Consider the following 24,708-nt stretch of genomic DNA (forward strand, 5'->3'; position numbering starts at 1 on the left):
GCGACCTTCGCCTTGAATGCAGGGCTGTGGTTCCGTCTGGGTCGTTTGGTCATCTTCGCTCCTTCGTCTCGGCAACGCTGCCGGATCAGGAGCGGAAAATCCACCTAACTCAACTGTTCAGATTTGCCGCGCCACCTCTGAACTGGCTCCACTGGTCTGTGCTTGTCCGATGAGTAATGAGGGATCTGAACGAAAATCAGGAAAACCTGTGACATCCGCGCCCTTTTTCCGCAGGCGTGCTATCAACGTGACAGGGCGACTATTGGACCGATTCGAGGGTCAATTGAAGCCTGAGCTTATGTGGTCGCGTTCCAGTTGGACCCTGATCTCATTGGACAGGTCGGACAGACCGGTACCAACAATATTGGTCACGGCAAGTCCCAGGCCGACGAGAGCGGCGGTCAGGACTACCCAATCGACGGTGATAGCACCGGATTCCGACAAGGCAAACGACTTCAGGCGAGCGGCAGCACGCATGGCAGATCCTCCAGGTTTTAGGGGATGTGGCAGCATCCCCGAGCAGACCTGGAAACAATCGCGTCGAACTAAGGCAGAAATGGGGTAAGAGTGGGCAATTGATGACAAATTTCAGGTGAAACTTGGAAACAAAATATTGGATAATTGTGGATCTGGAAACAGAGATAGGGCCACGCTGCGTTATACACCGAGGGCAGATATCGGCCCGAAGCGGACTTGCCGCAGCGCTGTGGGTGGAGCTCCGGTTTGTCTTGGCCGCCCGTCAGTCTCGGCCCTCACCAGACATTAACGGAAAGCAGGGTGAATGACCGTTCTACATCCGAACGCGACACTCAGATCAGCACCTACCTTTACCCAACATAGTGGATGCAGTGGGCATGGAGCCACCGTTTTGAGCCATACACTCCTAGGGTCTGCTCCTGTAGTTAGCTTCCTCGCGAACAAGTAGTGTAAGATCACTTCAGATGTTCCGCGTACCCGTACAACGAGGATACTGCGAACAACCCCAGAATCGCCCGCCTGCGTTCCGACCCCGTCGCGCTGTCCTGCGTACCATTGAGGCACCACAACGCGGACAGCTTGGTGTGCCTGAAGTTGCTGTCACACGCGAAGGTATCGGCGTAGGTGTGGTAGCGCGGGCTATTCTTGGTGGTTGTGGCACTGCTTGCAGTGGTGACGCGACTGTCAGCGCCACGGTGGAGGCTGGAACCGATGCACCCAACACACGCAAGTCCTGTTCGGCTTGCGCTCGGGTTGCCAGCGCGTTGGTCAGTCCTCTGTCGCTTCGGGCTTTGTCGGGAAGCGCATCCAGTCGGGCCTTGGCATTTCTCAGGGTGCCCAGCCCGTTGCGGATCGTGGATTCCAGCTTTGCCTTTTCTGCTGCGAACCGCCTCCGCAATGCTTCTTCATCGGCAACGTCCTGAGTGTTTGGCGTCCGGTCATACTTGAACCGGGACTCAAGCCCGCGTCGCCATGCCACCAGCTTGCCGGTCATGACGTCCCCGAACCCCGGCACTCGCTGCACACTGGAACGGTTCACATCGGCGGCGGTCTCGATTCCAAATGAAACCAACATTGCCGTCTTCGCCGGTCCAATACCGGAGATATTCGCAAGCAGGACGGAGAAACGGTCAAGATAGGCCTGTCGCTGGCGCGATTCCCTATTGGACTTCATCACCATGAATTCGCGGGCGAGCGCGTCGTCATGGCCTTTGTAGGCGGTGATTGCGGCGTCCAGATCGCCATACACCCTCACAACCTCGCTCATGCCGTTGCTGTGAATAAAGGCGTTCAACGCGCGCTGCACTCGTTCATCGGCATCCTTAAATGCTGTGGTGTATGTTGAACGATCGACTTGGTTGATGTGGGGAAGAAATGATGGGCCGAGGAACATTCCAGCCGGAACCAATAGAAAGAACGCTGGATGGATCGCGCCACCAGCAATAAACCCGCCAATAACCGCTGCGGCGATCATTAAGGATCCCATCACCCGCGCTTGGCTTTGCAATTTCTCTCTCGCTTGCGCTTGCCTCAGGCCTAAACTAGCTCCGGCTGGGGCGCTTGCCGTGGGAAGTATCTGCGTCAGGGCTGGAATCTGAAACGCCAGAATCTCCCGGATTGCCTGTTCCGTGCCGCGTGCATCGCTCGGGAAATCCAGTTCCGTGGCCGTCAAGTCGGGGAACATATCATAGCTACTGTTGGTGGTCAGATTGCACCAGACACACCCACCGGCGGCGCTGGGGTAGTAGTGTGTCTTGGCCCTGCTACACTGGTTCAGTGAGCCTTCCAGCGCGTTGAGGGTGTGAATCCAGTCCAGCGCACTCGGACGGGCACCCGGTGACGGTCCGAATGCGCTCTCGAAGGCACCGGAGACAGTATCCGGGAACATGTCGAGGGTTAATGCACCGGGTGGTGGGGTTGTCTGTGTTGCCGCTTGTCGGGTGAGTGAAAAGGCAAAACGATTCTGGGCTATAGCTTCACCCATGGAGATATCCGGTCCCTCGTAGCGCCCAGCGTAGGGGTGTCGTCCCATGAACAGAAGGTGAAAGATCGCAACCGCTAAACCGAAATTGTCGTGCTCTATGGTGCGCTGAACGGATGCAAGGTTCTTCCCGTGCAACTCAGGCGGCGTGAATTCTAGAACCCCAACGACACATGGATAAAGCTCGCCGTTCAGGCTGAATTGAAAGCTATCCGCGTCGATTAGGGCAATAGTTGCATCCTGCGCGATCAAAACACCTGAATGGTTCAGATCGCCTATGACGCATCCCGTCTGGTGCACCTTCCCAACGGCGCGGGCAACGTTCAACGCAGCACGGACAATGAATCGGTAATCCGACTTCGGGAAATGGCGCTGGCGAGACTTTGGGCTGTATAGCTCGTGCAGCGGGCGATAGCCCGACACAAGCCGCATGACAAAGCCCAGGAAGTTGCCGCGACGGTCGGTCACCACCTCACCGGGGTAGGCAACAAGATTGGTTTTGGCGGCGAGCCCTTCGCCCACCATTGCTCGCACTTTGCCTTCACGTTCGGCGCGCAAGCTGGCGTTGTAGATTTTGACAGCCTGCCCAGAGCGGCCTTTGATCGCGAAGACCTTGCCTTCGCCGCCCTTGCCGACCAATTCAGCAACCGAAAACCGATTCTTTCCGATGACGATTTCTTGCATGGTCAACCTCCGGAAATGAGGATGAGCGTCTTGTCATCATCGGTGCGTTCGCACACCAATGGTCCGGCGAGGTAAGTGGCCAGCTTCGCCGATAGCTCGATGAGCCGTCCATTGCCCGGTGCGGAGTCCACTGGGCGAAACATGGGATCGAAGAACCTGGCGTGCGCGTTCTGTTCCAGATACGACAACGCCAAATCGCCCACACCATCGGAGAACAAAGCGAACGCGTCGTGTTCGCGTTGGTGTCGGCTGATGTTCAGGCGCGGTTCGGGGTCATCAGTCACAAAGTAGGTGGTAGACGCATACTCGCCATTTTCAGGCCAGCACAGCACATCCCATTCCGTGCCCTTTCGGCCCACAACGGCGCTATCGCCGATATGCAACGTTACAGCTTCATCCGGCGTCACAACGATTATTGCCAGCGTCGCGGCGAACTGTCGGGGCGTGGATTCCCGCTGCGTTGCTATTGCCGATATTCGGTCCCGAAGTTCATCTATCCAGTCCGCCAATTCCTCATCGGTCGGCAGGTCTGGGTTAGCGCGAACCCATTCCCGGAATCGAACCAAAAGGAACCGACAAGTCAGCCAAGCGCCATATGCGCCAAATTCTGCGCTTCCCGCGCCATCCGAAACCACGGCGAGGATGCCGCCATTACCGAATTCGGCAACAGCGTAGGCATCTTGCAGCCTGTCACCTTTCTGAATATGTGACGTCCCGATTACGGACGCGGACGCCCACCGCCACGTCACAGGGTCAACCTGCTACAGCCCAGCCATCTGGGGCGGTCGGGTTGTCGAGAGGAACAGCATCGCCGGGGTTGGACTGCGAGACGGCACTGAGCGAACTGGACAACCACTGGAACAGCTCTTTGAACGCCAGCCCTTTCAGCTTGAGAGGCTGGCGCGTGGCGATCTGGCCAAGTACATTCATGTCCGCTTGTTCCACGCCCACGGCATAGAACATGAACTCCTTGCGTTCTTCGCCTTGATGCACGCGCTGTTTTGCTTCCTGCCAACTGTCAGTTGGAGCACCATCGGTAATGAGGAACACCCACGGGCGGTAATACTTGACGCCATTCTCGCGGTAGCGGTCCTTGCGTTGGCGGAGCATGTCGAGCCCGGTAACAACCGCCGCGCCCATGGGCGTTGCATTATCAGCCACCAGCGTTTCCGGATAGAAATGATCCACAGTAGCGAAGTCTGACTTGATCTCCACGGGGCCGAAGGTGACCATCGCCAATTCCACGCGCTTTGCGGCCATGGGATCATTCATGAGTTCTGCGCGCAAGGTCGCAAGCCCGTCGTTCAGTTCCGAGATAGGCGCACCGCTCATAGAATAAGACGTGTCCAGTAGCAGGATTACCGGGCAACGCTGCTCCGGGTTCTCCGCGAATTCCGCATCGCTGAATGGCTGTTGGTCGAATTCGTCCATGGTGTTCTCTCCCTCTGCGCCCCATCGCCCAAATTACTTCGATTCTAGGGGTTTCTGCGAAGTTGCAGCAGCTTTGTGACCTTGCCTTGAACCTGCCCTTGGCAAGATACATCGTCAAGGGCGGCCAAGCGCCGGTTGCGCTAGTTCATCATGGTCAGCGGACCGACTTGCAGAGCTAGCGCTACTGCGCATTGCCGTCGTTCATGACTTGCGCCGCGAACGACCGCTCCCCGCCCATGTCGTGCCTCCGATTTTGCCGAAATCATTTGGGAAATGTACCCGAATGCGCCAACGGCCAAGCCTTGATGCACTCTCACCGGCAAGTGACGGTAGGGGGTAGCGCAATCCCTGGCAGCCCGAGGGCCGGGACCGGCGGGGATAGCCCTTCGCACGCATCCACAATATGGGGAATCGGTAAGACGTTCGCGCTGCGCCACTGTTCTGCAGCTAACACACGACACCTGTGCGAAACCGGGCTTTGGGACGTGACCCAAGTGGCGCGAGCTAAGCCGCCAGATGACGGCATTCAGCCCCTCTGCGGACATGGGACATCGACAGATGGGCGGGATAGGTAGCGGCAACCGTTGGCGGTTCGGAGCAAGGCAAACGACAACCGATTTCCGCGCGAAGAGCGTTCATGCGGTGGCGGGAAAAACAGAAGCCCCGCACAAAAAACAGGACAGACCGTCACAATGGTTGTGACACTTCGCGAACATCCGCGTCTGTTTCGGGGCGAAGCGTCCTGAAAATTGTGACGCAAAGGCCGGATTCCTGAAAGTTCGCGGCACACAAAACAGGACACATATACATCTAGCCATAGGCACGAGCGAGGGTAGACGGCCTGCCTATGGTTCAATCGAAGGACACTTCATGAAGCTGCGACCGCCGTTCAGCCGGGATGGAAAAACAACGTCCCCTGTCTAAGGGCAATTCCCACACCAGAACTCACATCCGTCTGGCCAATATCGAGCCAATCCTTCAGAGACCAAAATATCCCCTATATCAACGCCATCAGAATAGACCATCGCCAAAGTCCGACCATATCTGTCTTGACCATCACGCTGAACAGATATCTCGGTTTCATTGAAAAGCTGTAGCAGCCGTTGCGATGCTTGATTGGCTAATTGGCGCTCAAAAGCGCCGCCGCAGATATTTGTCGTTGGCTCAGGCGTATCATAGCCGACCGCGCGAATCTTCTCGCCGTCGAGCCAAAATGTATCACCATCGACGATGCAGTTTATTCTAGCACCAGACCCGCAAATCTCGATTGCGTAAGCAGGACTTGAGACCATAATGACCAAACACACCGCGCGTAGGAACATCAAGAACACCCCTTCCAAATCGAGCATCCGGTGCCCTCACGCGAATGCGACCTCGTGTCAACTTTAGTCGGTAGTCTGGCGAGTGGAAGCGCGGTCGGTCAACATCAATTGTGGCCGCGCGCATGACCGGAGGCTGTAGCGACTTAGTAGCCACGAAACAGGGGTCGGAACGAGAGGCTTTATGCTTGGGCCAACAATTCATGGCTTCCAAGTTGGCGGCCCAGAAAAACTGAAAACTTCCCAAATGATTTCGGCAAAATCGGAGGCACGACATGGGCGGGATAGGTAGCGGCAACCGTTGGCGGTTCGGGACGAGACAGACGACAACCAATTTCCGCGCAATCGACGTGAGACGCTGGGCGCGCGACGGATTGCTTGAACCCGGCAGGCGCTTTCAATGGCAATGGTCGGTCGATGGAAAGCAGACCGGACAGATAGACGCGCAGGCAGAGGAAGGTCGCGTTGTTCTCAGCTACCGGCACAAGCGCCCGGACCAAGATTGGCAAAGCGAAGAATACCCGGTGCCAATCGTTTCCACCGGCTGCAACCTGGGCGGCGCGCGGCAATGGTTTCTCTGCCCAGCGCGCGGGTGCGGCAGGCGATGCGCCCTACTCTATGGCGGCGCTATCTTTGCTTGTCGCCAGTGTCACGGCCTGGCCTATCCTTCTCAGCGTGAGGATGCTTCCGACCGGGCGGCAAGACGCGCAGAGCGCATTCGACGAAAGCTTGGATGGGAACCCGGCATTCTCAACGGCGCAGAAGGCAGGCCAAGCGGGATGCATCACGCCACGTTCTATAGACTCGCCTTAGAACACGATGCGCACGTTGCCAGATGCCTTGCCGGATTCCGCCAGAGGTTTGGCCTGGAGCTGGAAATCTAGCATCCTACGCAGCGCCTTAGGGGGACGTAGAGGGGGATGAAGGCCGCCCAGATACGTGCAAGCCTTTGATATATTTCAACTATATGGATTTAATTGGTGCGGTCGAGAAGACTCGAACTTCCACGGGAGTTACCCCACAGCGACCTCAACGCTGCGCGTCTACCAATTCCGCCACGACCGCACGTGATCAGGTAGGTGGCGGGCTTGTACCCTCGTGATCCGCGGATGTGAAGGGGGATTCTGCACCGATTTCGTCCCGGCCCGCCGCCCAGGAAAAAGGGCCGCGCCCTGGCTCAGGCGCGGCCCCGATCTGTCACCCGAAGAAGGTGTTACTTGTTGTCCTGCACCGGGGTCACCGGCGTCACCGGGGTGATCGCGGCGGCGGTCGGGGGCGAGACGATGACGGTCTGCGCCGGGGGCGCGGCCACCACGGTCGGCTGCGGCTGCTGCACGGGCGCGGCCGGCGTGGTCACGACCTGCGGCGCGGGTGCCGCCGTCTGGGCCGAGCGATAGGCCATCAGGAGCGGCTGGCCATAAAGCCCGGTCTGCGCCGAACCGCCGTTCAGACCCCAGTAATAGGCCTGCATCAGCTCGTCATACTGGTAGGACGGATACTGACGCCCGTTGACGGGATAGCCCATGGTCGCCTGGTAGCGCTCGATCGCGGCGCGGGTGTTGCCGCCGATCTGGCCATCAACGGCCCCGGCGTTGAAGCCGAAATAGTTCAGCGCGGTCTGCGTATCGCGGCCCATCTGGGTGGCCGGGATAGGGGTATAGGTGCTGGTATTGCCCGAGGGGCGCGTCACCACGGTGCGGTTGCCGGCATTGTTGCCATTGGCGATCGCCGCGCCGATCAGGCCGCCGACGATCAGGCCGCCGACGACATCGCCCGCATCGGCCTGCGCATCCTCGGCGGGAAAGGTTGCAAGGGCGACGGCAAAGGTCGCGGTGGTCAAGGCCTTAAAGATCATGATTGGTCCTCCAATTACGCTGGTCTCGATGATTGGTCGCAGTTTAGCATGTTCCGGTTCAATCAAAAGTATGAATTACCCGCACTATCGGCGGAAATCCTGCGCATTCCAACGCGGATGTGTCCCCTGATCGCGCGGTTGTGAACCGATTGCGGCGCGGGGCCTTGACGCTCACGGGGGCGATTCGCACCGCCGGCCTATTGGTCAAGGACCATCATGCCGCGTATACTGCGGTCTTGTCCACCGATGGGCGGGGTTGATCTTGCGGCTTGCCGATGCCATCGCGGGAGGCAGAGGCAAAGGAGGCCGGGCTGATGCCCGGATGAGCTGATGGTCAACTGGATTCGCTCGGACGCACCCGTCCCCTACGCGCAAGCCGTCACCTGGATGGAGGAACGCGCCGCCGCCATCGCGCGCGGCGAGGCCGAGGAGGCGATCTGGCTTCTCGAACATCCCCCCCTCTACACCGCCGGAACCTCGGCCAAGCCCGCCGACCTGACCGATCCCGACCGCTTCGAGGTCCACGCCACGCGGCGCGGCGGGCAATATACCTATCACGGGCCGGGGCAGCGGGTGGCTTACGTTTTGCTGGATGTGGGGGCGCGCGGGCGCGACGTGCGGCGCTTCGTGGCGCAGATGGAGGATTGGGTGATCACGACGCTGGCCGAGTTCAACGTCACCGGCGAGAAGCGCGAAGGCCGGGTCGGCGTCTGGGTCACGCGGCCCGAGAAAGCGCCGCTGGTGACGGGCGAGCCGCGCGAGGACAAGATCGCGGCGCTCGGCGTGCGGATCACCAAATGGGTCAGCTATCATGGCCTTTCGATCAATGTGGAGCCTGATCTGAGCCATTTCGACGGCATCGTTCCGTGCGGCATATCGGACCATGGCGTCACTTCGCTCGTTGATCTCGGCCTGCCGGTGACGCTGGACGATGTCGACCTGGCCTTGCAGAAAACCTTTACGCAGGTCTTCGGCTCGGCGGAAATCCCCCGCCGTCCACGCCCCGCCCCGGCGGAAAACTGATTGTTTCGCAGACAGGCGGCGCGTTGCCTTTTTCTTGCCATGATTGACCTCGAAAAGCGCCCCATTCGCGGTTGACGGGGCACGGCAGGGAACCGAAAAACAACGGTTTTCCGACATTATCCCAAATATGGCGAAAATTTTCGACTGTTTCGCCCCGCCGGGTAAGGAATGGTCAATCTTCTTGGGGCAGGCTGCCCGAAAGCCCCCGCGTCGCGCCGGGGGCGCTGGTTTGGAAAGGGACGGCAAGGTTTGGATTTCGAGGCGCAGATCGAACGGGACAACAAGATGGAAACCCGCATCATCCTCATCGCCCTGGTGGGATTGGCCGCGCTGGTCGTGGGGGCCGTGGGTATCGCGCTTTATGACGTCAGCCCGCCCGACAGCGCCGCCTTGACCGCCCCGCCGCCTGCCGACACGCCCCTCATCGAATAACGGGACGGGCCGCCTACCCCGCCCGACCGACCTCCGCCGGGGCTGTCTTCGCCATCGCATCGAAATTGAACCAGCGCGCCAGCCGCCGCTGCAGCTTCGGCGCGCCATCCACTTCCAGTCGCCCATCGCCCATGGCCGCCACCAGCGTCACATCACCGCGATAGACCCGGATCAGATCGGCCAGCGTGGCGCGCAGGTAGAGGTCGGTCTCGCCACCGGGATCGGACACGCAGAGCTCCAGCTTTCCAGCCTCGCAGAGGAACCAGTAGAACCGCTTGTGCTGCGGCTGGTCCGTCACCTCCAGGCGCAATACCCGCCGCTCCGGCCCGAAAGCCGCCGGGTCGACCGAGTATTCCAGCCCCCAGATCAGCAATCCAAGGTCAAGCTCGCCCTCCTGCAATTCGCGCCGGGTCCAGCGCCGCCCCCAGATGCCCAGCGCGCCGACCAGCGGCAGGAACTCGGCCCCCGCCGCGCTCAGGTGATAGGTCCAGGCGCGCCCGGTCGCATTGCGCCGCCGCGTGACAAGCCCCTCGGCCTCCAACTGGCGCAGCCGCCGGGTCAGCAGCGTTGCCGACATATGCGGCACGCCGCGATGGATGTCGCTGAACCGCTCGGCCCCGGCGCCAAGGTTGCGGATGACCAGCGCGGTCCAGCGCTCGCAGAAGATCTCGGCGGCCTTGGCGATCGGGCAGAACTGGCCGTAGCTTTTCATCTCTCGCGCCTCCGGTTGCCCCCGATCATACCGCATCGGCGCCGCCCGGAATACTCCAGATCGTGGAGTATCCCGCGCGCCGGACGGGGTGGTATTCTTGGGTCGAACGCAAAGCGGGAGGCCCTGATGACAACCGACACGCAAAGCCCCGAGGCCCGGATGTGGGGCCAGCCCGGCACCGCCTATGACGGCATCTCCTTCGGGCTGGCCGACACCATCGCGCACACGGTCCAGGCGCTTTGGCCGCGCGCGGGCGCGCACATCCTCGATATCGGCACCGGCACCGGATGGGCGGCCCGCCTTGCCGCGTGGCGCGGCGCGCGCGTCACCGGCATCGACATCGCCCCCGGCATGATCGCGGCGGCGAAGACCCTGTCCGAGGGCATCACGCCGCGCCCGCAATTCCAAAAGGCCGCCGCCGAGGCGCTGCCCTTTGAGGACGCCAGTTTCGACGGCGTGATCTCGACCTACGGCATCATCTTCTGCGCCGATCCACAGAAGGCCATCGCCGAGCTTGCCCGCGTCACGCGCCCCGGCGGGCGGCTGGCGCTGGCGACATGGGCCGACGCGCCCGAGGGCTATATCGCGGGGTTCTTCGGGTTGCTGGGTGAGTGGTCGGACGCGCCGCCGCCGCCCGCCTCGCCCTTCGACTGGGGGCGCCCCGACTGGTTGCAACTGGCGTTCGGCGGCACATTCCGCATCGAGGCCCGCGCCCAAGAGACGACACTCTACGCGCCAGATGTCGAGACGGTCTGGCACGAATATGTTACCGGCTTCGGCCCCGTCGCCGCAACCCACGCCGCCCTGCCCGACGACCGCAAACCCGCCTTCCGCGCCGCCTTCGAGGCGTTTCACCGCGCCTACGAGACCGAGCTTGGCCTCGCCATTCCCCGCCCCGCCCTTGTCATCCGGGGCGTCCGCACCTGACCCGGCCCGCAACCTGAACCGGCCCCCCCGGCCCACGCAGTCGCCACCCGGTTGCGCCGATGCGCCGCTAAGGGCCGTGCATGAGGCAATTTTTCCCACATATCGTGGCGCTAACGCATTGCACGGACCCCATCCCCAAACTAGAACAGGTCCAAGGGAATTGAGCGCGCGTGGCCGTTTACCACGGATTTCGGCGCGCGTTGCGAAACAGGAGACGGCCATGGCTGACGCTGCCACCACCGGACACGACCACGACGAGCGGAGCTTCTTCACCCGCTGGTTCATGTCGACCAACCACAAGGATATCGGGATCCTCTATCTGTTCACCGCGGGCTTTGTCGGCCTGATTTCGGTGGCGTTTACGGTCTATATGCGCATGGAGCTGATGGAGCCCGGCGTGCAGTACATGTGCGCCGAAGGCGCGCGGTTCCTGGGCGGCATCGGGGCCGAGGATTGTTCCCCCAACGGGCATCTTTGGAACGTGATGATTACCTATCACGGCATCTTGATGATGTTCTTCGTGGTGATTCCCGCGCTCTTTGGCGGCTTTGGCAACTATTTCATGCCGCTGATGATCGGCGCGCCCGACATGGCCTTCCCGCGTCTCAACAACCTCAGCTACTGGATGTATGTCGCCGGGGTCTCGCTCGGCGTCGTATCCATGCTGGCACCGGGCGGCAACGGCCAGCTCGGCTCGGGCGTGGGCTGGGTGCTCTACGCGCCGCTTTCCACGCGTGAGGCCGGCGTGTCGATGGATTTCGCGATCTTCGCGGTGCACGTCTCGGGCGCCTCCTCGATCCTCGGCGCGATCAACATCATCACCACCTTCCTCAACATGCGCGCACCGGGCATGACCCTGCACAAGACGCCGCTCTTTCCGTGGTCGATCTTCATCACCGCCTGGCTGATCCTGCTGAGCTTGCCGGTTCTGGCGGGCGCGATCACGATGCTGCTGACCGACCGCAACTTCAACACCGGCTTCTTCACGCCCGCCAATGGCGGCGATCCGGTCCTCTATCAGCACCTGTTGTGGTTCTTCGGCCATCCCGAGGTCTACATGATCATCGTGCCGGGCTTCGGCATCATCAGCCACGTCATCGCGACCTTCTCGAAAAAGCCGATCTTCGGCTACCTGCCGATGGTCTACGCCATGGTCGCGATCGGCGCGCTCGGCTTCGTCGTGTGGGCGCACCACATGTACACGGTCGGCATGACGCTGAACCAGCAGGCCTATTTCATGGTCGCAACCATGGTCATCGCCGTGCCCACGGGCATCAAGATCTTCTCCTGGATCGCGACGATGTGGCAGGGCTCGATCACCTTCAAGACGCCCATGCTCTTCGCCATCGGGTTCCTGTTCGTCTTCACCGTCGGCGGCGTGACCGGCATCGTGCTGGCGCAGGCGGGCATCGACCGGGCCTATCACGACACCTATTACGTGGTGGCCCATTTCCACTATGTGATGTCGCTTGGCGCGGTGTTCTGCATCTTCGCGGGCACCTATTACTGGATCGGCAAGATGTCCGGTCGCCAGTACCCGGAATTCTGGGGCAAGGTGCATTTCTGGCTGTTCTTCATCGGCACCAACATCACCTTCTTCCCGCAGCATTTCCTGGGCCGCCAGGGCATGCCGCGCCGCTATATCGACTACCCGGACGCCTTCGCGCTGTGGAACTGGTGGTCCTCCATCGGGGCTTTCATCGCCTTCGCATCCTTCCTGCTGTTCATCGGGATCGTGTTCTACACCATCTTCGCGGGCCGCAAGATCGAGGAGAACGCCTATTGGGGCGAGCACGCGGAGACGCTGGAATGGCTGCTGCCCAACCCGCCGCCCGAGCACACCTTCGAGGAGCTTCCGACCCAGGAGATGTGGGACAGGCAACCCCACCACTGATGCCGGTCGAAACCACCAGATACGCAAAGGGGGCCCCGGAGGATTTCGGGGCCCTTTTTCATGAAGAGCACGGCACGCCCCGCCTGGTGCTGACACTCCGCCCGCACAAATCCCTGACCCCGCCGGGCTTCGTCTGGTTCATCGGGCTGACCGCGGGGCTGATGGCGCTGCCGCTCATCGCGGTCCTGGGGCGCTCGGTCCTGTGGGGTGTGCTGCCCTTTGTCCTCATCGCCATCGCCGCGATCTGGTGGGGGCTGAAACGCTCCTGGTCGGATATGGAACTGCACGAGGAACTGGTGATCTGGGACGGCTGGATGCGGCTTGCCCATAACGCCCCGCGCAAGCCCCCCCAGGTCTGGGAGGCCAACCCCTACTGGGTCCGCGTCAGGCGCATTCCCGAGGGCGGGAAAGTGCCCGATTACGTGTCGATGAAGGCCGAGGGCCGCGAGGTCGAGATCGGCGCCTTCCTGGCCCCCTTCGAGCGGCGCGACTTGCACGCGCTCTTGGAGCGGGAGATTTTTCCGAACCGGTAGGGTCCGCCTGCAATGGCTTCGAATTGCTTCGCAATCCGACCGGTCGGGGGGCCAGCCCCGTCGCCATTGTAGCTCGGACCAATGGCGCAACAATGGCGACCCCCCCCAGGTTATTTCTAGAACAAAGAAGATGCGTGAGTCCAAAAAACTCTGCCGTTAACCGATCCTTAGTCAAACCGCGCTATACCCGGTCCCCGGTATACCGAACGCGGATACGGGGGGCGCCTCCCTGCCCCTCGCCCGCAGCGTTTCATGAGGTCGGGTCACCAGCCGAAGACAGCCCCTGACACGGGCCAAGGCGGGGCCTTCCCCAGATATCGCACCAAGACCTTGATGACGCGCGGCCCTTTTGGCGGGCCCGCCAATCTCTAATTCCGCATGGGTCAGGAGGGGCGCAGATCGCGCAACACCCCGGCCCCCCGTTCCCGATATGAGCACCGAAACCCGACCGGGGGCTGCCGGGCGTCGACGCCCGGCCCCGCGCGGCGCGTTGACGCGCCGTATTCCCCGTCAGGACAGACGTTCGCGCACCCGCGGGCCGACCGCGCCGAAATCCATCTGGCCGGTATGTTTCGACTTCAGCACGCCCATGACGCGCCCCATATCGCGGATGCTGTCGGCGCCCGTCGCCGCGATCGCATCATCGACCGCCCTAGCGACCTCCTCCTCGCTCAACTGGCGCGGCAGGTAATCCTCGATCACCGCGATTTCCTCGCGCTCCTTCTCGGCCAGTTCCAGCCGCCCGCCTTCCTCATAGGCGCGGGCGCTTTCCTGGCGCTGCTTGACCATCTTGCCCAGGATCGCCAGCACCTCGGCCTCGCTGACACCCTCGGAATTGCCCTTGGCGCGCGCGTTGATGTCCTGATCCTTGATGGCGGCGCTGATCAGGCGCAGGGTCGAGAGGCGCGTGGCGTCCTTCTCCCGCATCGCCGTTTTCAGGCCCTCGTTGATCCGTTCCCTCAGTGGCATTTCGCTTGTCCCTGGCTATGCAACAGCCCCTGAACATAAGGGATGCGGCGGCCTGCAACAACCCGTCGCGGCCCCGCTTGACCCCGCCCCCTGCCCCCCTTAGGTTGCGCCGGATTTTGCCCCGCCACATATGGAGTCGCGCGATGACCGACCGCCCCACCGCCTGCCTGGTTCTTGCTGACGGAACAGTCTTCTACGGTCGCGGCTTCGGGGCCACCGGGCAGACCGTGGCCGAGCTGTGCTTCAACACCGCGATGACCGGCTACCAGGAGATCATGACCGATCCCTCCTATGCCGGCCAGATCGTGACCTTCACCTTCCCCCATATCGGCAATACCGGCGTCAACACCGATGATGATGAGACCGCCGATCCCGTGGCCGAGGGCATGGTGGTGAAATGGGATCCGACCGCGCCCTCGAACTGGCGCAGCGAACAGGAACTGACGGCATGGCTGGCCGCGCGCGGGCGCATCTGCATCGGCGGCGTCGACACGCGGCGGCTCACGCGCGCGATCCGCCAGCAAGGCGCGCCGCATGTGGCACTTGCCCATGACCCCGAGGGGGATTTCGACCTCGAAGCGCTGGTCAAGGCCGCCCGCGATTTCGCCGGGCTGGAGGGCGTGGATCTGGCAAAGGATGTCACCTGCGCGCAGAGCTATTCCTGGGACGAGATGCGGTGGGCCTGGCCCGACGGGCATCCGCGCCGCGAGGGGCCGGGGCACAAGGTCGTGGCGATTGACTACGGCGCGAAACGCAACATCCTGCGTTGCCTGGCCAGTGCCGGTTGCGACGTCACCGTCCTGCCCGCCACCGCCACCGCCGAGGAGGTTCTGGCGCATCAGCCCGACGGCGTGTTCCTGTCGAACGGCCCCGGCGATCCGGCGGCGACCGGTGCCTACGCGGTGCCGATGATCAAGGACGTGCTGGCCGCCGATCTTCCCGTCTTCGGCATCTGCCTGGGTCACCAGATGCTGGCGCTGGCGCTTGGCGCCAAGACCGTCAAGATGAGCCACGGCCACCACGGTGCCAACCACCCAGTCAAGGATCACACCACCGGCAAGGTCGAGATCACCTCGATGAATCACGGCTTCACGGTCGACAGCCAGTCCCTGCCCGAGGGTGTCGAGGAAACCCATGTTTCGCTCTTCGATGGCTCGAATTGCGGTATCCGCGTCACCGGCAAGCCGGTCTTCTCGGTGCAATACCACCCCGAGGCCAGCCCCGGCCCGCAGGACAGCTACTACCTGTTCGAACGCTTCGTCGCCGCCATGAAGGACCGCGCGGCGGAACCGGCATAAACCGTGCCAACCGACCGGGTTTTAATCATTTATTAGGACTTGTGGCTTCTGGTGATCTCCGGGCAGAACCGTCCGGGGACAATTGACTTTGGCTGAAACGCGCCAGATCACCGAAATGGCCGACCGACCTGTGTCACGACAAGGCCGCCCGCATCTGCGCGCGGTGACGGCAAGCGGGGCGGCACGGCCCCGGCTGGCGGAGATTCTGCTCGACCAGGGCGCGATCACGCAAGACGACATGCTGACCGCGCTGGCGTTGCAAAGGCACCAGAACCTGCCCTTGGGCGAGATCCTGATGGCGCATGGCGTGATCTCCGAGGTGCAGCTTCTGCGCGCCCTCTCGACGCAATTCGGCACCCGTCTGGCCGATACCGGCGGCGCGGGGCCGGACCCGGCCCTGGCCGCGCATCTGCCCGCCAAGACCGCCGCCGCGCTGAATGCGCTGCCCTGGCGGCGGGCGGGGGCGGCGCTGGTGGTGCTGACCAACCGGCCCGACCGCGCCGATGCGATTCGCGCCGCGATCGACCATGACGGGCCGATCCTGCTGGCGCTGGCGGGGCGTGAGCGGATGCACACCCTCCTGACCCAGGCCTATGGCGATGCGCTGGCCCGCGCCGCCGAGGCGCGCACGCCCGGCACGTTCAGCTGCCGCGACTGGTCCGCCGACCGCGCCCTGCGGCGCTGGCTGGCCGCGCTGCTGGTTCTGGTGGGGCTCGCGCTGGTGGCCCCCGGCGCGGTCGTGGCGCTGCTTTTCGGAACCGCGATTGGCATTTCCGTCATCAACACGGGCGTCAAATGGCTGGCCCTTCAGGCCGAATTCTTTTCCAGCCCCTACCGCGCGATGCAGGCCGCGAGGGACAAGCCGCCGCCGATCCGCCGGATGCCGGTCGTCACCATCCTGCTGCCGCTCCTGCACGAACGCGACATCGCGGGGCAACTGATCGCGCGGGTCTCGCGGCTGGATTACCCGCGCGAATTGCTCGACGTGCTGCTGATCGTCGAACATGGCGACACCACCACCCGTGCCGCCCTGCGCGACGTGACCCTGCCCGCCTGGATGCGCGCCGTGATCGTCCCGCCGGGCGAGCCGCGCACCAAGCCACGCGCGATGAATTACGCGTTGAATTTCGCGCGCGGCACCATCGTCGGGGTCTATGACGCCGAGGATGCGCCCGAGCCCGACCAGATCCGCAAGGTCGCCAGGCGCTTCGCCGAGATGCCGCCCGATGTGGTCTGCCTGCAAGGCCAGCTGGATTACTACAACCCGACGCATAACTGGCTGAGCCGCTGTTTCACGCTGGAATACGCCACCTGGTTCCGGCTGATGCTGCCCGGTGTGCAGCGCCTCGGCCTTTTCGTGCCGCTCGGGGGTACCACGCTGTTCTTCCGCCGCGACGCGCTGGAGGATATGGGTGCCTGGGACGCCCATAACGTGACCGAGGATGCCGATCTGGGCCTGCGCCTGGTGCGGCGCGGCTACCGCACCGAGATCGTCGAGACCACCACGTTCGAGGAGGCCAACGCCGCCGTGCTGCCCTGGATCAAGCAGCGCTCGCGCTGGCTCAAGGGCTACGCGATGACCTGGGCCACCCATATGCGCGACCCGGTGCAGCTGTGGCGCGACCTCGGGGCCAAGCGGTTCATCGGCTTCCAGGCGCAGCTTCTGGGCGCGGTCCTGGGCTTTGCGATGGCCCCGCTTCTGTGGACGCTGGTGGTCAAGCTCTTCGGGCTCTGGCATCCGCTGGACCAGTTCCTGACCACGCGCGGCTATCTCGGGCTGGCGCTGTTTTTCCTGGCCAGTCAGGCGCTGACCTTCCTCGCCGCCTGGCGTGCCTCGCGGCTTGCGCGGCACCGCAGCCTGCGCTGGTGGATCCCGCTCCTGGATGTGTATTTCCTGCTGGCCAGCGCCGCCGCGATCCTCGGCCTGATCGAGCTGGCGCATCGCCCGTTTCATTGGCGCAAGACCGAACATGGCCGCTTCTCGACCGGGCGCAGGGCCGCGAGCCTTCAGATCGAGGCCGCCTCTTCCTTCAGCCGCACTTCGAACGCCGTCGAGAGGTGATCCTTCAGCGCCTGCGCCGCCCGGTCGCCATCGCGCGCGGCAATGGCGGCGACGATCTCGGAATGCTCCTCCAGCGCCACGGGGCCGCGCCCCTCGGCGGCCAGCGACGTGGTCGCCATCAGCGCCATCGAGCGATGCACGAGATCAAGCTGCTGCACCAGGTAGGTGTTGTGCGAGGCCAGGTGAATCTGCCGGTGAAAGCGCCGGTTGGCCAGCGCCAGCGCGTCCGGATCGCTGACCAGCGCCTGATCGGCGGCCACCATCTCCTGCATGACGCGGATCTCCTCGGGGCTGGCATGCTGCGCGGCCAGGCGCGCGGCCAGCCCTTCCAGCTCGGCCCGCACCACGTAAAGCTGTGCCATCTGGCCGTGATCCAGCGACGCCACGATCAGGCTGCGCCCGTCCCGCGCCAGAAGCCCTTGCGTTTCAAGCCGTTGCAGCGCCTCGCGAATGGGCGTGCGCGAGACGCCGAAGCGCTCGGCCAGTTCCGATTCGACCAGCCGGTCGCCGGGCCGGTAGAGCCCCCGGTCGATCGCCTGAAGGATCAGCGCATAGGCATCTTTTTGGGGCGCTTTGCCGCTGGCCATTGGCTCCTCCTTCGATTTCGGGCAAGGCTAGGGCGGCCCCGCCCCAAGCGCAACCCTGACAAGGACGCCCCATGCCCGCGCAGCACTTCGCCCATGTCGAGACCTGGGTTTTCGACCTCGATCACACGCTCTACCCGCCGGAAATGGCGCTGTTCGACCAGATCAACGTCAAGATGACGGCCTTTGTCATGGAGGCGCTCAAAGTGGGGCACGACGAGGCCAATCACCTGCGCACCAAATACTGGCGGGAGCATGGCACCACGCTGGCCGGGCTGATGGATATTCACGGGGTCGATCCCGGCCCCTACCTGAGCGAGGTGCATGAGATCGACTTTTCCGTGCTGGTGCCCGACGCTGACCTCGCCGCGCGGATCAGGGCGCTGCCGGGGCGGCGCATCGTCTATACCAACGGCACCGCGCCCTACGCCGAGAACGTGATCGCGGCGCGCGGGTTGGCGGGCCTCTTCGATGCGGTCTATGGCGTCGAACATGCAGGCTTCCGCCCCAAGCCCGAGCGGCGCGCCTTTGATGCCGTCTTTGCCCGCGACGGGTTGACCCCCGCCCGCGCCGCGATGTTCGAGGATGATCCGCGCAACCTGGCCGCCCCCCACGCGATGGGGATGCGCACGGTGCAAGTGGCACCCGTCGCCGACCCCGCCGATCACATCCACCACCATACCGATGATCTGGGCGGGTTCCTCGCGCGGCTGGTCGCGTGAAGGCCGCGCGCATCTGCCGCTTGGCCCCTGCCGCGCCGAGGGCCTAGATCAGGGGGGGAACGCATGAAGAGGCCCCGCGATGTCCGACCAATTCGATTGTGATGTGCTTGTCTCGGGCGGCGGGATTGCCGGGCTGACGGCGGCGGCGGCGTTCGGCGCGGCGGGATTCTCCGTCATCTGCGTCGATCCCGCACCACCCGTCACCGCGCGCGAGGCGCAAGGTTCGGACCTGCGCACCACCGCCTTCCTGCAACCGGCGCGCGGGTTCCTTCAGCGCGCGGGCCTCTGGGACCGGCTGGAACCGCATGCCAGCGCGCTCCAGATCATGCGCATCGTGGACGCGGGCGGCGAAGCGCCCGAGCCGCGCGTGATCCATGATTTCAACGCCGCCGACATCTCCGACCTGCCCTTTGGCTGGAACCTGCCCAACTGGCTCTTGCGGCGGGAAATGGTGGCGGCGCTGGAGGGGATGGCGCGCGTCGATTTCCGCCCCGGCACCGGCACCATGTCACTTCTGGCGCGCGAGCGCGAGGCGCTGGTGGGTCTGAACGACGACACCCGCCTGCGCGCGCGCCTTGTCATCGCCGCCGACGGGCGCGGCTCGCCGATGCGGCAAGCCGCGGGGATCGACGTCAAGACCACGCGCTACGGGCAGAAGGCGCTGGCCTTCGCGGTGACGCATGAGGCCCCGCATGGCGGCGTTTCGACCGAGGTGCATCGCACGGGCGGGCCCTTCACGCTGGTGCCGCTGCCCGATCACGACGGGCGGCCAAGCTCGGCGGTGGTGTGGATGGAGACAGGGCCGGAGGTGGCGCGGCTGGCCGATCTCGACGTCCCGGCCTTCGAGACGGAGATGACGGCGCGCTCGGCGGGTCTCTACGGGCCGCTGAACCTGGCCTCGGCGCGCACGGTCTGGCCGATCATTTCCCAGGTTGCCGAGCGGATGGAGGGCACGCGGCTGGCGCTGGTGGCCGAGGCCGCGCATGTGGTGCCCCCCATCGGCGCGCAGGGGCTGAACATGAGCCTGGGCGATCTGGCCGCCCTGCTGGACCTGGCCGAGGCGGACCCAGGCGGGCTCGGGCAGCGGGACATGCTTGCGGCCTATCACAAGGCGCGCCACGCGGAGGTGCGCGCGCGGGTGGCAGGGATCGACGCGCTCAACCGCGCCTCGATGGTGGAAGCCCAAGCCTTGCGCGACATGCGGATGCGGGCGCTGCGCGCGTTCTACAAGGTCAAGCCGGTGCGCGTCGCCCTGATGCGGGCGGGGTTGGGCACCGGCCGCACGGGGTAGCGGCCCCCTGTCGGAACTTTCCGACGCAGGCGCGCGTTGACAGACACGTGCCCGCCTGCTGACACATCGTCGATGTCCGCAGGCTTCGACACAGTGACGGGGGACCAGATCATTTCCGAGGACACCGAAAAACCGGCCTCCGCCAGCGATTCGCCTGGCGACGATCCGGACCGCGACGGCGGCGCCAAACCCAAGGTCGACAAACGCAAGTCCCGCGAGAAGACCCCCACCATTGCCGAAGAAGCCCTGACCGACCTGGAACTTGAGGACGTCACCGATCATCGCAGATTGTCGGCGATCACGGTCTATTCGGTGATCCTGCGCGAGGGCGAGGAGGAGTTGGAGCGCCCGCAGGCCTCGCTCTGGTGGTCGGGCGTGGCGGCGGGCATCGGCATCTCCACCTCGGTGCTGGCCGAGGCCACGATCCGCTCGGGCCTGGGGGCAGAGCATCCCTATCTCAGGCTGATCGAGAGCTTTGGCTACAGCCTCGGTTTCGTGCTGGTGATCATGTGCCGCCTACAGCTTTTCACCGAGAACACGATCTCGGTGGTCCTGCCGGTGCTGGCGTGCCCCTCGCGCTACCGTTTCGCCCGCACCGCGCGGCTTTGGGGGATCGTTTTCGTCGCCAACATGGTGGGCACCCTGCTGACCGCCACCATCACCGTGCATGGCGGCATCGTCACCGATGAGATTCTGGCCGCCATCCTGGACATCTCGCGCCATGTCGCCGCGATCGACCCGGCGGCGGCCCTGTTGCGCGGCATTCCGGCGGGCTTTTTCATCGCCGCCGTGGTCTGGATGCTGCCCTCGGCCAAGAGGTCCGAGGCCCTTGTGATCATCCTCTTCACCTGGCTGATCGCGGCGGGGGACTTCACCCATGTGATCGCGGGCTCGACCGAGATCTTCGCGCTGGTGGTGATCGGCGAACTGGGTCCGCTGACGGCGTTCAGCCACCACATCCTGCCTGTCCTGGTCGGCAATGTCATCGGCGGAACCGGCCTGTTCGCGATGCTGGCCTATGGCCAGATCCGCCGCGAGATGTGAGGCGGGCGCGTCAGCCGATTGCCTTGTCCAGCGCCGCCTCCAGCCGCGCCACGGTGGCATCGACGTCGATCAGCTTGTCGAGACCGAAGAGGCCGAGGCGGAAGGTGGAAAAACCTTCGGGCTCACCGACTTGCAACGGCACGCCCGCCGCGATCTGCACACCCAATGCGCCGAATTTGGAGCCGTTCTGCACGCCGGGATCGTCGGTATAGCTGACCACGACACCGGGCGCGCCATAGCCCTCGGCGGCGACCGAGGCGATGCCGCGCAATCTCAGCGCCGCGCGCACCTTGGTGCCAAGCTCCCATTGCGCATCGCGCAGACGCTCGAAGCCGTAATCGCGGGTCTCGGCCATCGTGTCGCGGAAGGCGGTCAGCCCGTCGGTGGGCATGGTGGCGTGATAGGCGTGCCCGCCCCCTTCATAGGCCGCCATGATCGCGCGCCATTTCCCGAGGTCGGCCGAGAAGCTGTCGGACGTGGTCTCCTCCAGCCGCGCCAGCGCGCGCTCGGACATCATCACCAGCCCTGCGCAGGGCGTCGAGGACCAGCCCTTTTGCGGGGCCGAGATCAGCACATCGACACCGGTTTCCTTCATGTCCACCCAGGCGCAGCCCGAGGCGATGCAGTCCAGCACCATCACCGCGCCGACCTCATGGGCCGCCGCCGCCAGCGCCTTTATATAGTCGTCGGGCAGGATGATGCCCGAGGAGGTTTCGACATGCGGCGCGAAGACGACACCCGGCTTGTCCTCGTGGATGCGCGCGGTCACTTCCTCGATGGGGGCAGGCGCGAAGGGGGCATTGGTCTCGTTCCCGGTCTGGCGGGCGCGCATCACCGTCGCCTCGCCGCCAAAGCCGCCCGCGTCCAGGATCTGCGTCCAGCGGAACGAGAACCAGCCGTTGCGCACGATCACGCAAGGCTGCCCGGCGGCGAACTGGCGCGCCACGGCCTCCATGGCATAGGTGCCGCCGCCGGGGACAATCGCCACGCCGTCGGCGTTGTAGACCTCCTTCAGCCCCTCGTTGATGTCCAGCATCACCTTCTGGAACTTCGCGCTCATATGGTTGAGCGAGCGGTCGGTGAAGACCACGGAAAATTCCAGCTTCCCGTCGGGATCGACAGTATCGAGCAGGGCAGACATCGGGCGGACCTCCTGAAAATCAAAGCAATCTGTTCATCTTCTTGGTCCAAATACTCACCTGTCCCGCCGCCGATGACCAGAGCTTTCGTCGATATGTCGCACAGGGGGGGGAGGCAGAGAGAAACAGCGAGGAGCCCGACAGGGCGAGGAGCGGCCCGTCACAGCGGGCCGGGGCGGCGTTCCTCGCTCAGAAGCACGTTGGCCTCGACATTGCCCACCCCCGGCAGGGTCATGATCCGGCGGCGCAGCACGCGCTCGAAATCGGCGAGATCGCGGGCGGTGACGCGCAGGCGGTAATCGTAGAGGCCAAGGACGTGTTGCACCGTCTGCACCTCGGGGATGGCACTGACGGCGCGCTCGAAATCCTCCAGGCTGACGCGGCCCTTGGTGGCCAGTTTCACGCCCAGAAAGACGGTGACGCCGAAGCCCAGTTTGCCCGCGTCCAGGTCCAGCCTGCGGCCCGCGATCACGCCCGCCTCCACCAGCCGCTTGATCCGCCGCCAGGTGGCGGGCTGGCTGAGCCCCAGGCGCCGCCCGAGTGTCGCCGATTTCGCGCCCGCATCCTCTTGCAGCGCGCGCAGCAGGGCGCGGTCGGTGGTGTCGAGATCCATCATATCGGCAGGCTCGGGCTGTCCTTGATCGTGGCGACATTCATCAGCGCCTCGATGTCGGCGATATGCGGCAGGGCCAGGATCCGGTCGCGGTAGATCTGCTGGTAATGGCCCAGGTCGCGGGCGATCAGGCTGAGGCGGGCATCGGTGCGGCCAAGGAAGGTCTGGATCTCCAGCACCTCCGCGATGTCGCGCGCGGCCGCCAGGAAATCGTCGAAGGCGCGGGCCTGTGTCTTGTCCAGCGTGATGCGCAAGGAGACCTCGACCGTGTACCCAAGCGCGGCCCAGTTGATCACGCTTCGCGTGGCGCGGATGACGCCCGTTTCATGCAGCCGGTCGAGCCGCTTGTAGCAGGTCGCGGGCGCGATGCGAGTGGCCTCGGACAGGTCCGCCACCGAAAGTGTCGGATCGGCCTGCAACTGGCGCAGGAGGCGGCGGTCGGTGTCGTCGAGCATGATTCTGGCTCTGTTTTTCAATTCTGTGAATGAATTTCTATCAAACAAGGAAATATCTTCCAAGCATCAAACGACATTTCCGCAAGTGCCGCGTAGATTGCCCCCAAATCAACCAAGGAGCGAAGACATGCGCGTTTATTACGACCGCGATTGCGACATCAACCTGATCAAGGACATGAAAGTGGCCATCCTGGGCTATGGCAGCCAGGGCCATGCCCATGCGCTGAACCTGCGCGATTCCGGGGCCAAGAACGTCGTCGTGGCGCTGCGTGAAGGCTCGGGTTCCAAGGCGAAGGCCGAGGGCGAGGGGTTGAAGGTGATGGAGATCGCCGAGGCCGCCGCCTGGTGCGACCTGATCATGTTCACCATGCCCGATGAGCTTCAGGCCGAGACCTACCGCAAATACGTCCATGACAACCTGCGCGACGGTGCCGCGATTGCCTTTGCCCATGGCCTCAACGTGCATTTCGGCCTGATCGAGCCCAAGCCCGGCGTCGATGTCATCATGATGGCCCCGAAAGGCCCCGGCCACACCGTGCGGGGCGAATATACCAAGGGCGGCGGCGTGCCCTGCCTTGTCGCGGTGAACAATGACGCCAGCGGTCGCGCGCTTGAAATCGGCCTCAGCTATTGCTCGGCCATCGGCGGCGGGCGCTCGGGCATCATCGAGACCAATTTCCGCGAGGAATGCGAGACTGACCTCTTCGGGGAACAGGCGGTGCTCTGCGGCGGGTTGGTCGAACTGATCCGCATGGGCTTTGAAACCCTCGTCGAGGCGGGTTACGCGCCTGAAATGGCCTATTTCGAGTGCCTGCACGAGGTGAAGCTGATCGTCGACCTGATCTATGAGGGCGGCATTGCCAACATGAACTACTCGATCAGCAACACCGCCGAGTATGGCGAATATGTCTCGGGCCCCCGCATCCTGCCTTACGACGAGACCAAGGCCCGGATGAAGGCGGTTCTGCGCGACATCCAGACCGGCGCCTTCGTGCGTGACTTCATGCAGGAAAACCAGGCCGGACAGCCGTTCTTCAAGGGCACGCGCCGCCTGAACGACGAGCACCAGATCGAGCAGGTCGGCGAGAAGCTGCGCGACATGATGCCGTGGATTTCCGCAGGCAAGATGGTGGACAAGTCCAAGAACTGAGCACGCCATCCGGACGCGTTCACAACGCCCCGGCAGATCGGTCTGCCGGGGCGTATTTCATTGCCCGAACCTTGTGGGCAACCCTGACCGCCGGCACAAGACCGCAGGGACTG

Annotated in this window: 24 protein-coding genes and 1 tRNA gene; 12 read left to right on the forward strand and 13 right to left on the reverse strand. The window is 63.8% G+C overall.

Annotation, left to right across the window (positions count from 1 at the left end; translation table 11 throughout):
* Positions 1-279: 279 nt before the first annotated feature.
* The 5 genes from AC13C7_RS05880 to AC13C7_RS05900 form a co-directional block, all read right to left on the reverse strand.
* A complete protein-coding gene (locus tag AC13C7_RS05880) occupies positions 280-477 on the reverse strand; it encodes a pilus assembly protein (RefSeq protein WP_482866874.1) in 198 nt (65 codons plus the stop codon).
* A 460-nt stretch (positions 478-937) separates the two neighbouring features.
* Positions 938-3,142 (reverse strand): topoisomerase DNA-binding C4 zinc finger domain-containing protein, encoded by a 2,205-nt coding sequence (locus AC13C7_RS05885; RefSeq protein ID WP_482866875.1) that lies wholly within the window; start codon positions 3,140-3,142, stop codon positions 938-940.
* Between the two features lie 2 nt (positions 3,143-3,144).
* Positions 3,145-3,891, reverse strand: a complete 747-nt coding sequence (locus AC13C7_RS05890; RefSeq protein ID WP_482866876.1) for a PP2C family serine/threonine-protein phosphatase — start codon at positions 3,889-3,891, stop codon at positions 3,145-3,147.
* A gap of 4 nt (positions 3,892-3,895) precedes the next feature.
* Positions 3,896-4,573, reverse strand: coding sequence for a vWA domain-containing protein (locus AC13C7_RS05895; protein WP_482866877.1), 678 nt, complete (start codon positions 4,571-4,573; stop codon positions 3,896-3,898).
* A gap of 920 nt (positions 4,574-5,493) precedes the next feature.
* Positions 5,494-5,922 (reverse strand): thermonuclease family protein, encoded by a 429-nt coding sequence (locus AC13C7_RS05900; RefSeq protein ID WP_482866878.1) that lies wholly within the window; start codon positions 5,920-5,922, stop codon positions 5,494-5,496.
* 245 nt (positions 5,923-6,167) lie between these two features.
* Here AC13C7_RS05900 and AC13C7_RS05905 point away from each other — a divergent pair, with 245 nt between their 5' ends.
* Positions 6,168-6,776, forward strand: coding sequence for a hypothetical protein (locus tag AC13C7_RS05905; protein WP_482866879.1), 609 nt, complete (start codon positions 6,168-6,170; stop codon positions 6,774-6,776).
* Positions 6,777-6,870: 94 nt separating this feature from the next.
* On the opposite strand, the gene AC13C7_RS05910 is transcribed toward AC13C7_RS05905, so the two are convergent.
* Together AC13C7_RS05910 and AC13C7_RS05915 are read right to left on the reverse strand one after the other, a co-directional pair.
* Positions 6,871-6,957: transfer RNA gene (locus tag AC13C7_RS05910), tRNA-Leu, on the reverse strand.
* 148 nt (positions 6,958-7,105) lie between these two features.
* A complete protein-coding gene (locus AC13C7_RS05915) occupies positions 7,106-7,747 on the reverse strand; it encodes a peptidoglycan-binding domain-containing protein (RefSeq protein ID WP_446117708.1) in 642 nt (213 codons plus the stop codon).
* A 330-nt stretch (positions 7,748-8,077) separates the two neighbouring features.
* Between AC13C7_RS05915 and lipB the strand changes: the two genes are divergently transcribed.
* Both lipB and AC13C7_RS05925 read left to right on the forward strand, forming a co-directional pair.
* Positions 8,078-8,770 (forward strand): lipoyl(octanoyl) transferase LipB, encoded by a 693-nt coding sequence (gene lipB / locus AC13C7_RS05920; protein WP_482866880.1) that lies wholly within the window; start codon positions 8,078-8,080, stop codon positions 8,768-8,770.
* A gap of 249 nt (positions 8,771-9,019) precedes the next feature.
* Positions 9,020-9,202 carry an ETRAMP family protein gene (locus tag AC13C7_RS05925; RefSeq protein ID WP_482866881.1) on the forward strand — a complete coding sequence of 61 codons (183 nt, stop codon included), beginning with the start codon at positions 9,020-9,022 and terminating at the stop codon, positions 9,200-9,202.
* A gap of 13 nt (positions 9,203-9,215) precedes the next feature.
* On the opposite strand, the gene AC13C7_RS05930 is transcribed toward AC13C7_RS05925, so the two are convergent.
* Positions 9,216-9,914 (reverse strand): winged helix-turn-helix transcriptional regulator, encoded by a 699-nt coding sequence (locus AC13C7_RS05930; RefSeq protein ID WP_482866882.1) that lies wholly within the window; start codon positions 9,912-9,914, stop codon positions 9,216-9,218.
* Positions 9,915-10,040: 126 nt separating this feature from the next.
* Here AC13C7_RS05930 and AC13C7_RS05935 point away from each other — a divergent pair, with 126 nt between their 5' ends.
* From AC13C7_RS05935 to AC13C7_RS05945, 3 genes are all read left to right on the forward strand, one after another.
* The gene (locus AC13C7_RS05935; protein ID WP_482866883.1) at positions 10,041-10,841 is read left to right on the forward strand and encodes a class I SAM-dependent methyltransferase; all 801 of its coding nucleotides are present in this window, start codon (positions 10,041-10,043) and stop codon (positions 10,839-10,841) included.
* Between the two features lie 220 nt (positions 10,842-11,061).
* Complete coding sequence (locus AC13C7_RS05940) at positions 11,062-12,735, forward strand: cytochrome c oxidase subunit I (protein WP_172319847.1); 1,674 nt, start codon at positions 11,062-11,064, stop codon at positions 12,733-12,735.
* Between the two features lie 86 nt (positions 12,736-12,821).
* The gene (locus AC13C7_RS05945; protein ID WP_482866884.1) at positions 12,822-13,268 is read left to right on the forward strand and encodes a DUF2244 domain-containing protein; all 447 of its coding nucleotides are present in this window, start codon (positions 12,822-12,824) and stop codon (positions 13,266-13,268) included.
* A gap of 510 nt (positions 13,269-13,778) precedes the next feature.
* Here AC13C7_RS05945 and AC13C7_RS05950 read toward each other — a convergent pair.
* On the reverse strand, positions 13,779-14,237 hold the full coding sequence (locus tag AC13C7_RS05950; protein WP_446169863.1) for a GatB/YqeY domain-containing protein: 459 nt from the start codon (positions 14,235-14,237) through the stop codon (positions 13,779-13,781).
* Positions 14,238-14,380: 143 nt separating this feature from the next.
* Between AC13C7_RS05950 and carA the strand changes: the two genes are divergently transcribed.
* Both carA and AC13C7_RS05960 read left to right on the forward strand, forming a co-directional pair.
* Positions 14,381-15,535 (forward strand): glutamine-hydrolyzing carbamoyl-phosphate synthase small subunit, encoded by a 1,155-nt coding sequence (gene carA / locus AC13C7_RS05955; RefSeq protein WP_482866885.1) that lies wholly within the window; start codon positions 14,381-14,383, stop codon positions 15,533-15,535.
* An 88-nt stretch (positions 15,536-15,623) separates the two neighbouring features.
* Complete coding sequence (locus AC13C7_RS05960) at positions 15,624-17,597, forward strand: glycosyltransferase (RefSeq protein WP_482866886.1); 1,974 nt, start codon at positions 15,624-15,626, stop codon at positions 17,595-17,597.
* On the opposite strand, the gene AC13C7_RS05965 is transcribed toward AC13C7_RS05960, so the two are convergent.
* Positions 17,543-18,184 carry a GntR family transcriptional regulator gene (locus tag AC13C7_RS05965; RefSeq protein WP_446170529.1) on the reverse strand — a complete coding sequence of 214 codons (642 nt, stop codon included), beginning with the start codon at positions 18,182-18,184 and terminating at the stop codon, positions 17,543-17,545. The genes AC13C7_RS05960 and AC13C7_RS05965 overlap by 55 nt on opposite strands.
* A 71-nt stretch (positions 18,185-18,255) precedes the next feature.
* Between AC13C7_RS05965 and AC13C7_RS05970 the strand changes: the two genes are divergently transcribed.
* The 3 genes from AC13C7_RS05970 to AC13C7_RS05980 all read left to right on the forward strand — a co-directional run bounded on the left by AC13C7_RS05970 (position 18,256) and on the right by AC13C7_RS05980 (position 21,238).
* Positions 18,256-18,903, forward strand: coding sequence for a pyrimidine 5'-nucleotidase (locus tag AC13C7_RS05970; RefSeq protein ID WP_482866887.1), 648 nt, complete (start codon positions 18,256-18,258; stop codon positions 18,901-18,903).
* A 79-nt stretch (positions 18,904-18,982) separates the two neighbouring features.
* Positions 18,983-20,194 carry a UbiH/UbiF family hydroxylase gene (locus AC13C7_RS05975; RefSeq protein WP_482866888.1) on the forward strand — a complete coding sequence of 404 codons (1,212 nt, stop codon included), beginning with the start codon at positions 18,983-18,985 and terminating at the stop codon, positions 20,192-20,194.
* A 72-nt stretch (positions 20,195-20,266) separates the two neighbouring features.
* Complete coding sequence (locus AC13C7_RS05980; protein ID WP_482866889.1) at positions 20,267-21,238, forward strand: formate/nitrite transporter family protein; 972 nt, start codon at positions 20,267-20,269, stop codon at positions 21,236-21,238.
* Positions 21,239-21,248: 10 nt separating this feature from the next.
* Here the strand turns inward: AC13C7_RS05980 and AC13C7_RS05985 are convergent, their stop codons facing one another.
* The 3 genes from AC13C7_RS05985 to AC13C7_RS05995 form a co-directional block, all read right to left on the reverse strand.
* Complete coding sequence (locus AC13C7_RS05985) at positions 21,249-22,379, reverse strand: aminotransferase class V-fold PLP-dependent enzyme (RefSeq protein WP_482866890.1); 1,131 nt, start codon at positions 22,377-22,379, stop codon at positions 21,249-21,251.
* A 158-nt stretch (positions 22,380-22,537) separates the two neighbouring features.
* Positions 22,538-22,993: an Lrp/AsnC family transcriptional regulator gene (locus tag AC13C7_RS05990; RefSeq protein ID WP_172319837.1), complete on the reverse strand. Its 456-nt coding sequence runs from the start codon at positions 22,991-22,993 to the stop codon at positions 22,538-22,540.
* Entirely contained in the window at positions 22,990-23,445 is a 456-nt protein-coding gene (locus tag AC13C7_RS05995) for an Lrp/AsnC family transcriptional regulator (protein ID WP_172319836.1), read from the reverse strand. The genes AC13C7_RS05990 and AC13C7_RS05995 overlap by 4 nt, the downstream gene beginning before the upstream one ends.
* A 127-nt stretch (positions 23,446-23,572) precedes the next feature.
* Between AC13C7_RS05995 and ilvC the strand changes: the two genes are divergently transcribed.
* Positions 23,573-24,595, forward strand: coding sequence for a ketol-acid reductoisomerase (gene ilvC, locus AC13C7_RS06000; protein ID WP_172319835.1), 1,023 nt, complete (start codon positions 23,573-23,575; stop codon positions 24,593-24,595).
* Positions 24,596-24,708: the final 113 nt, after the last annotated feature.

It is taken from the genome of Alterinioella sp. B-7 (assembly GCF_056857775.1).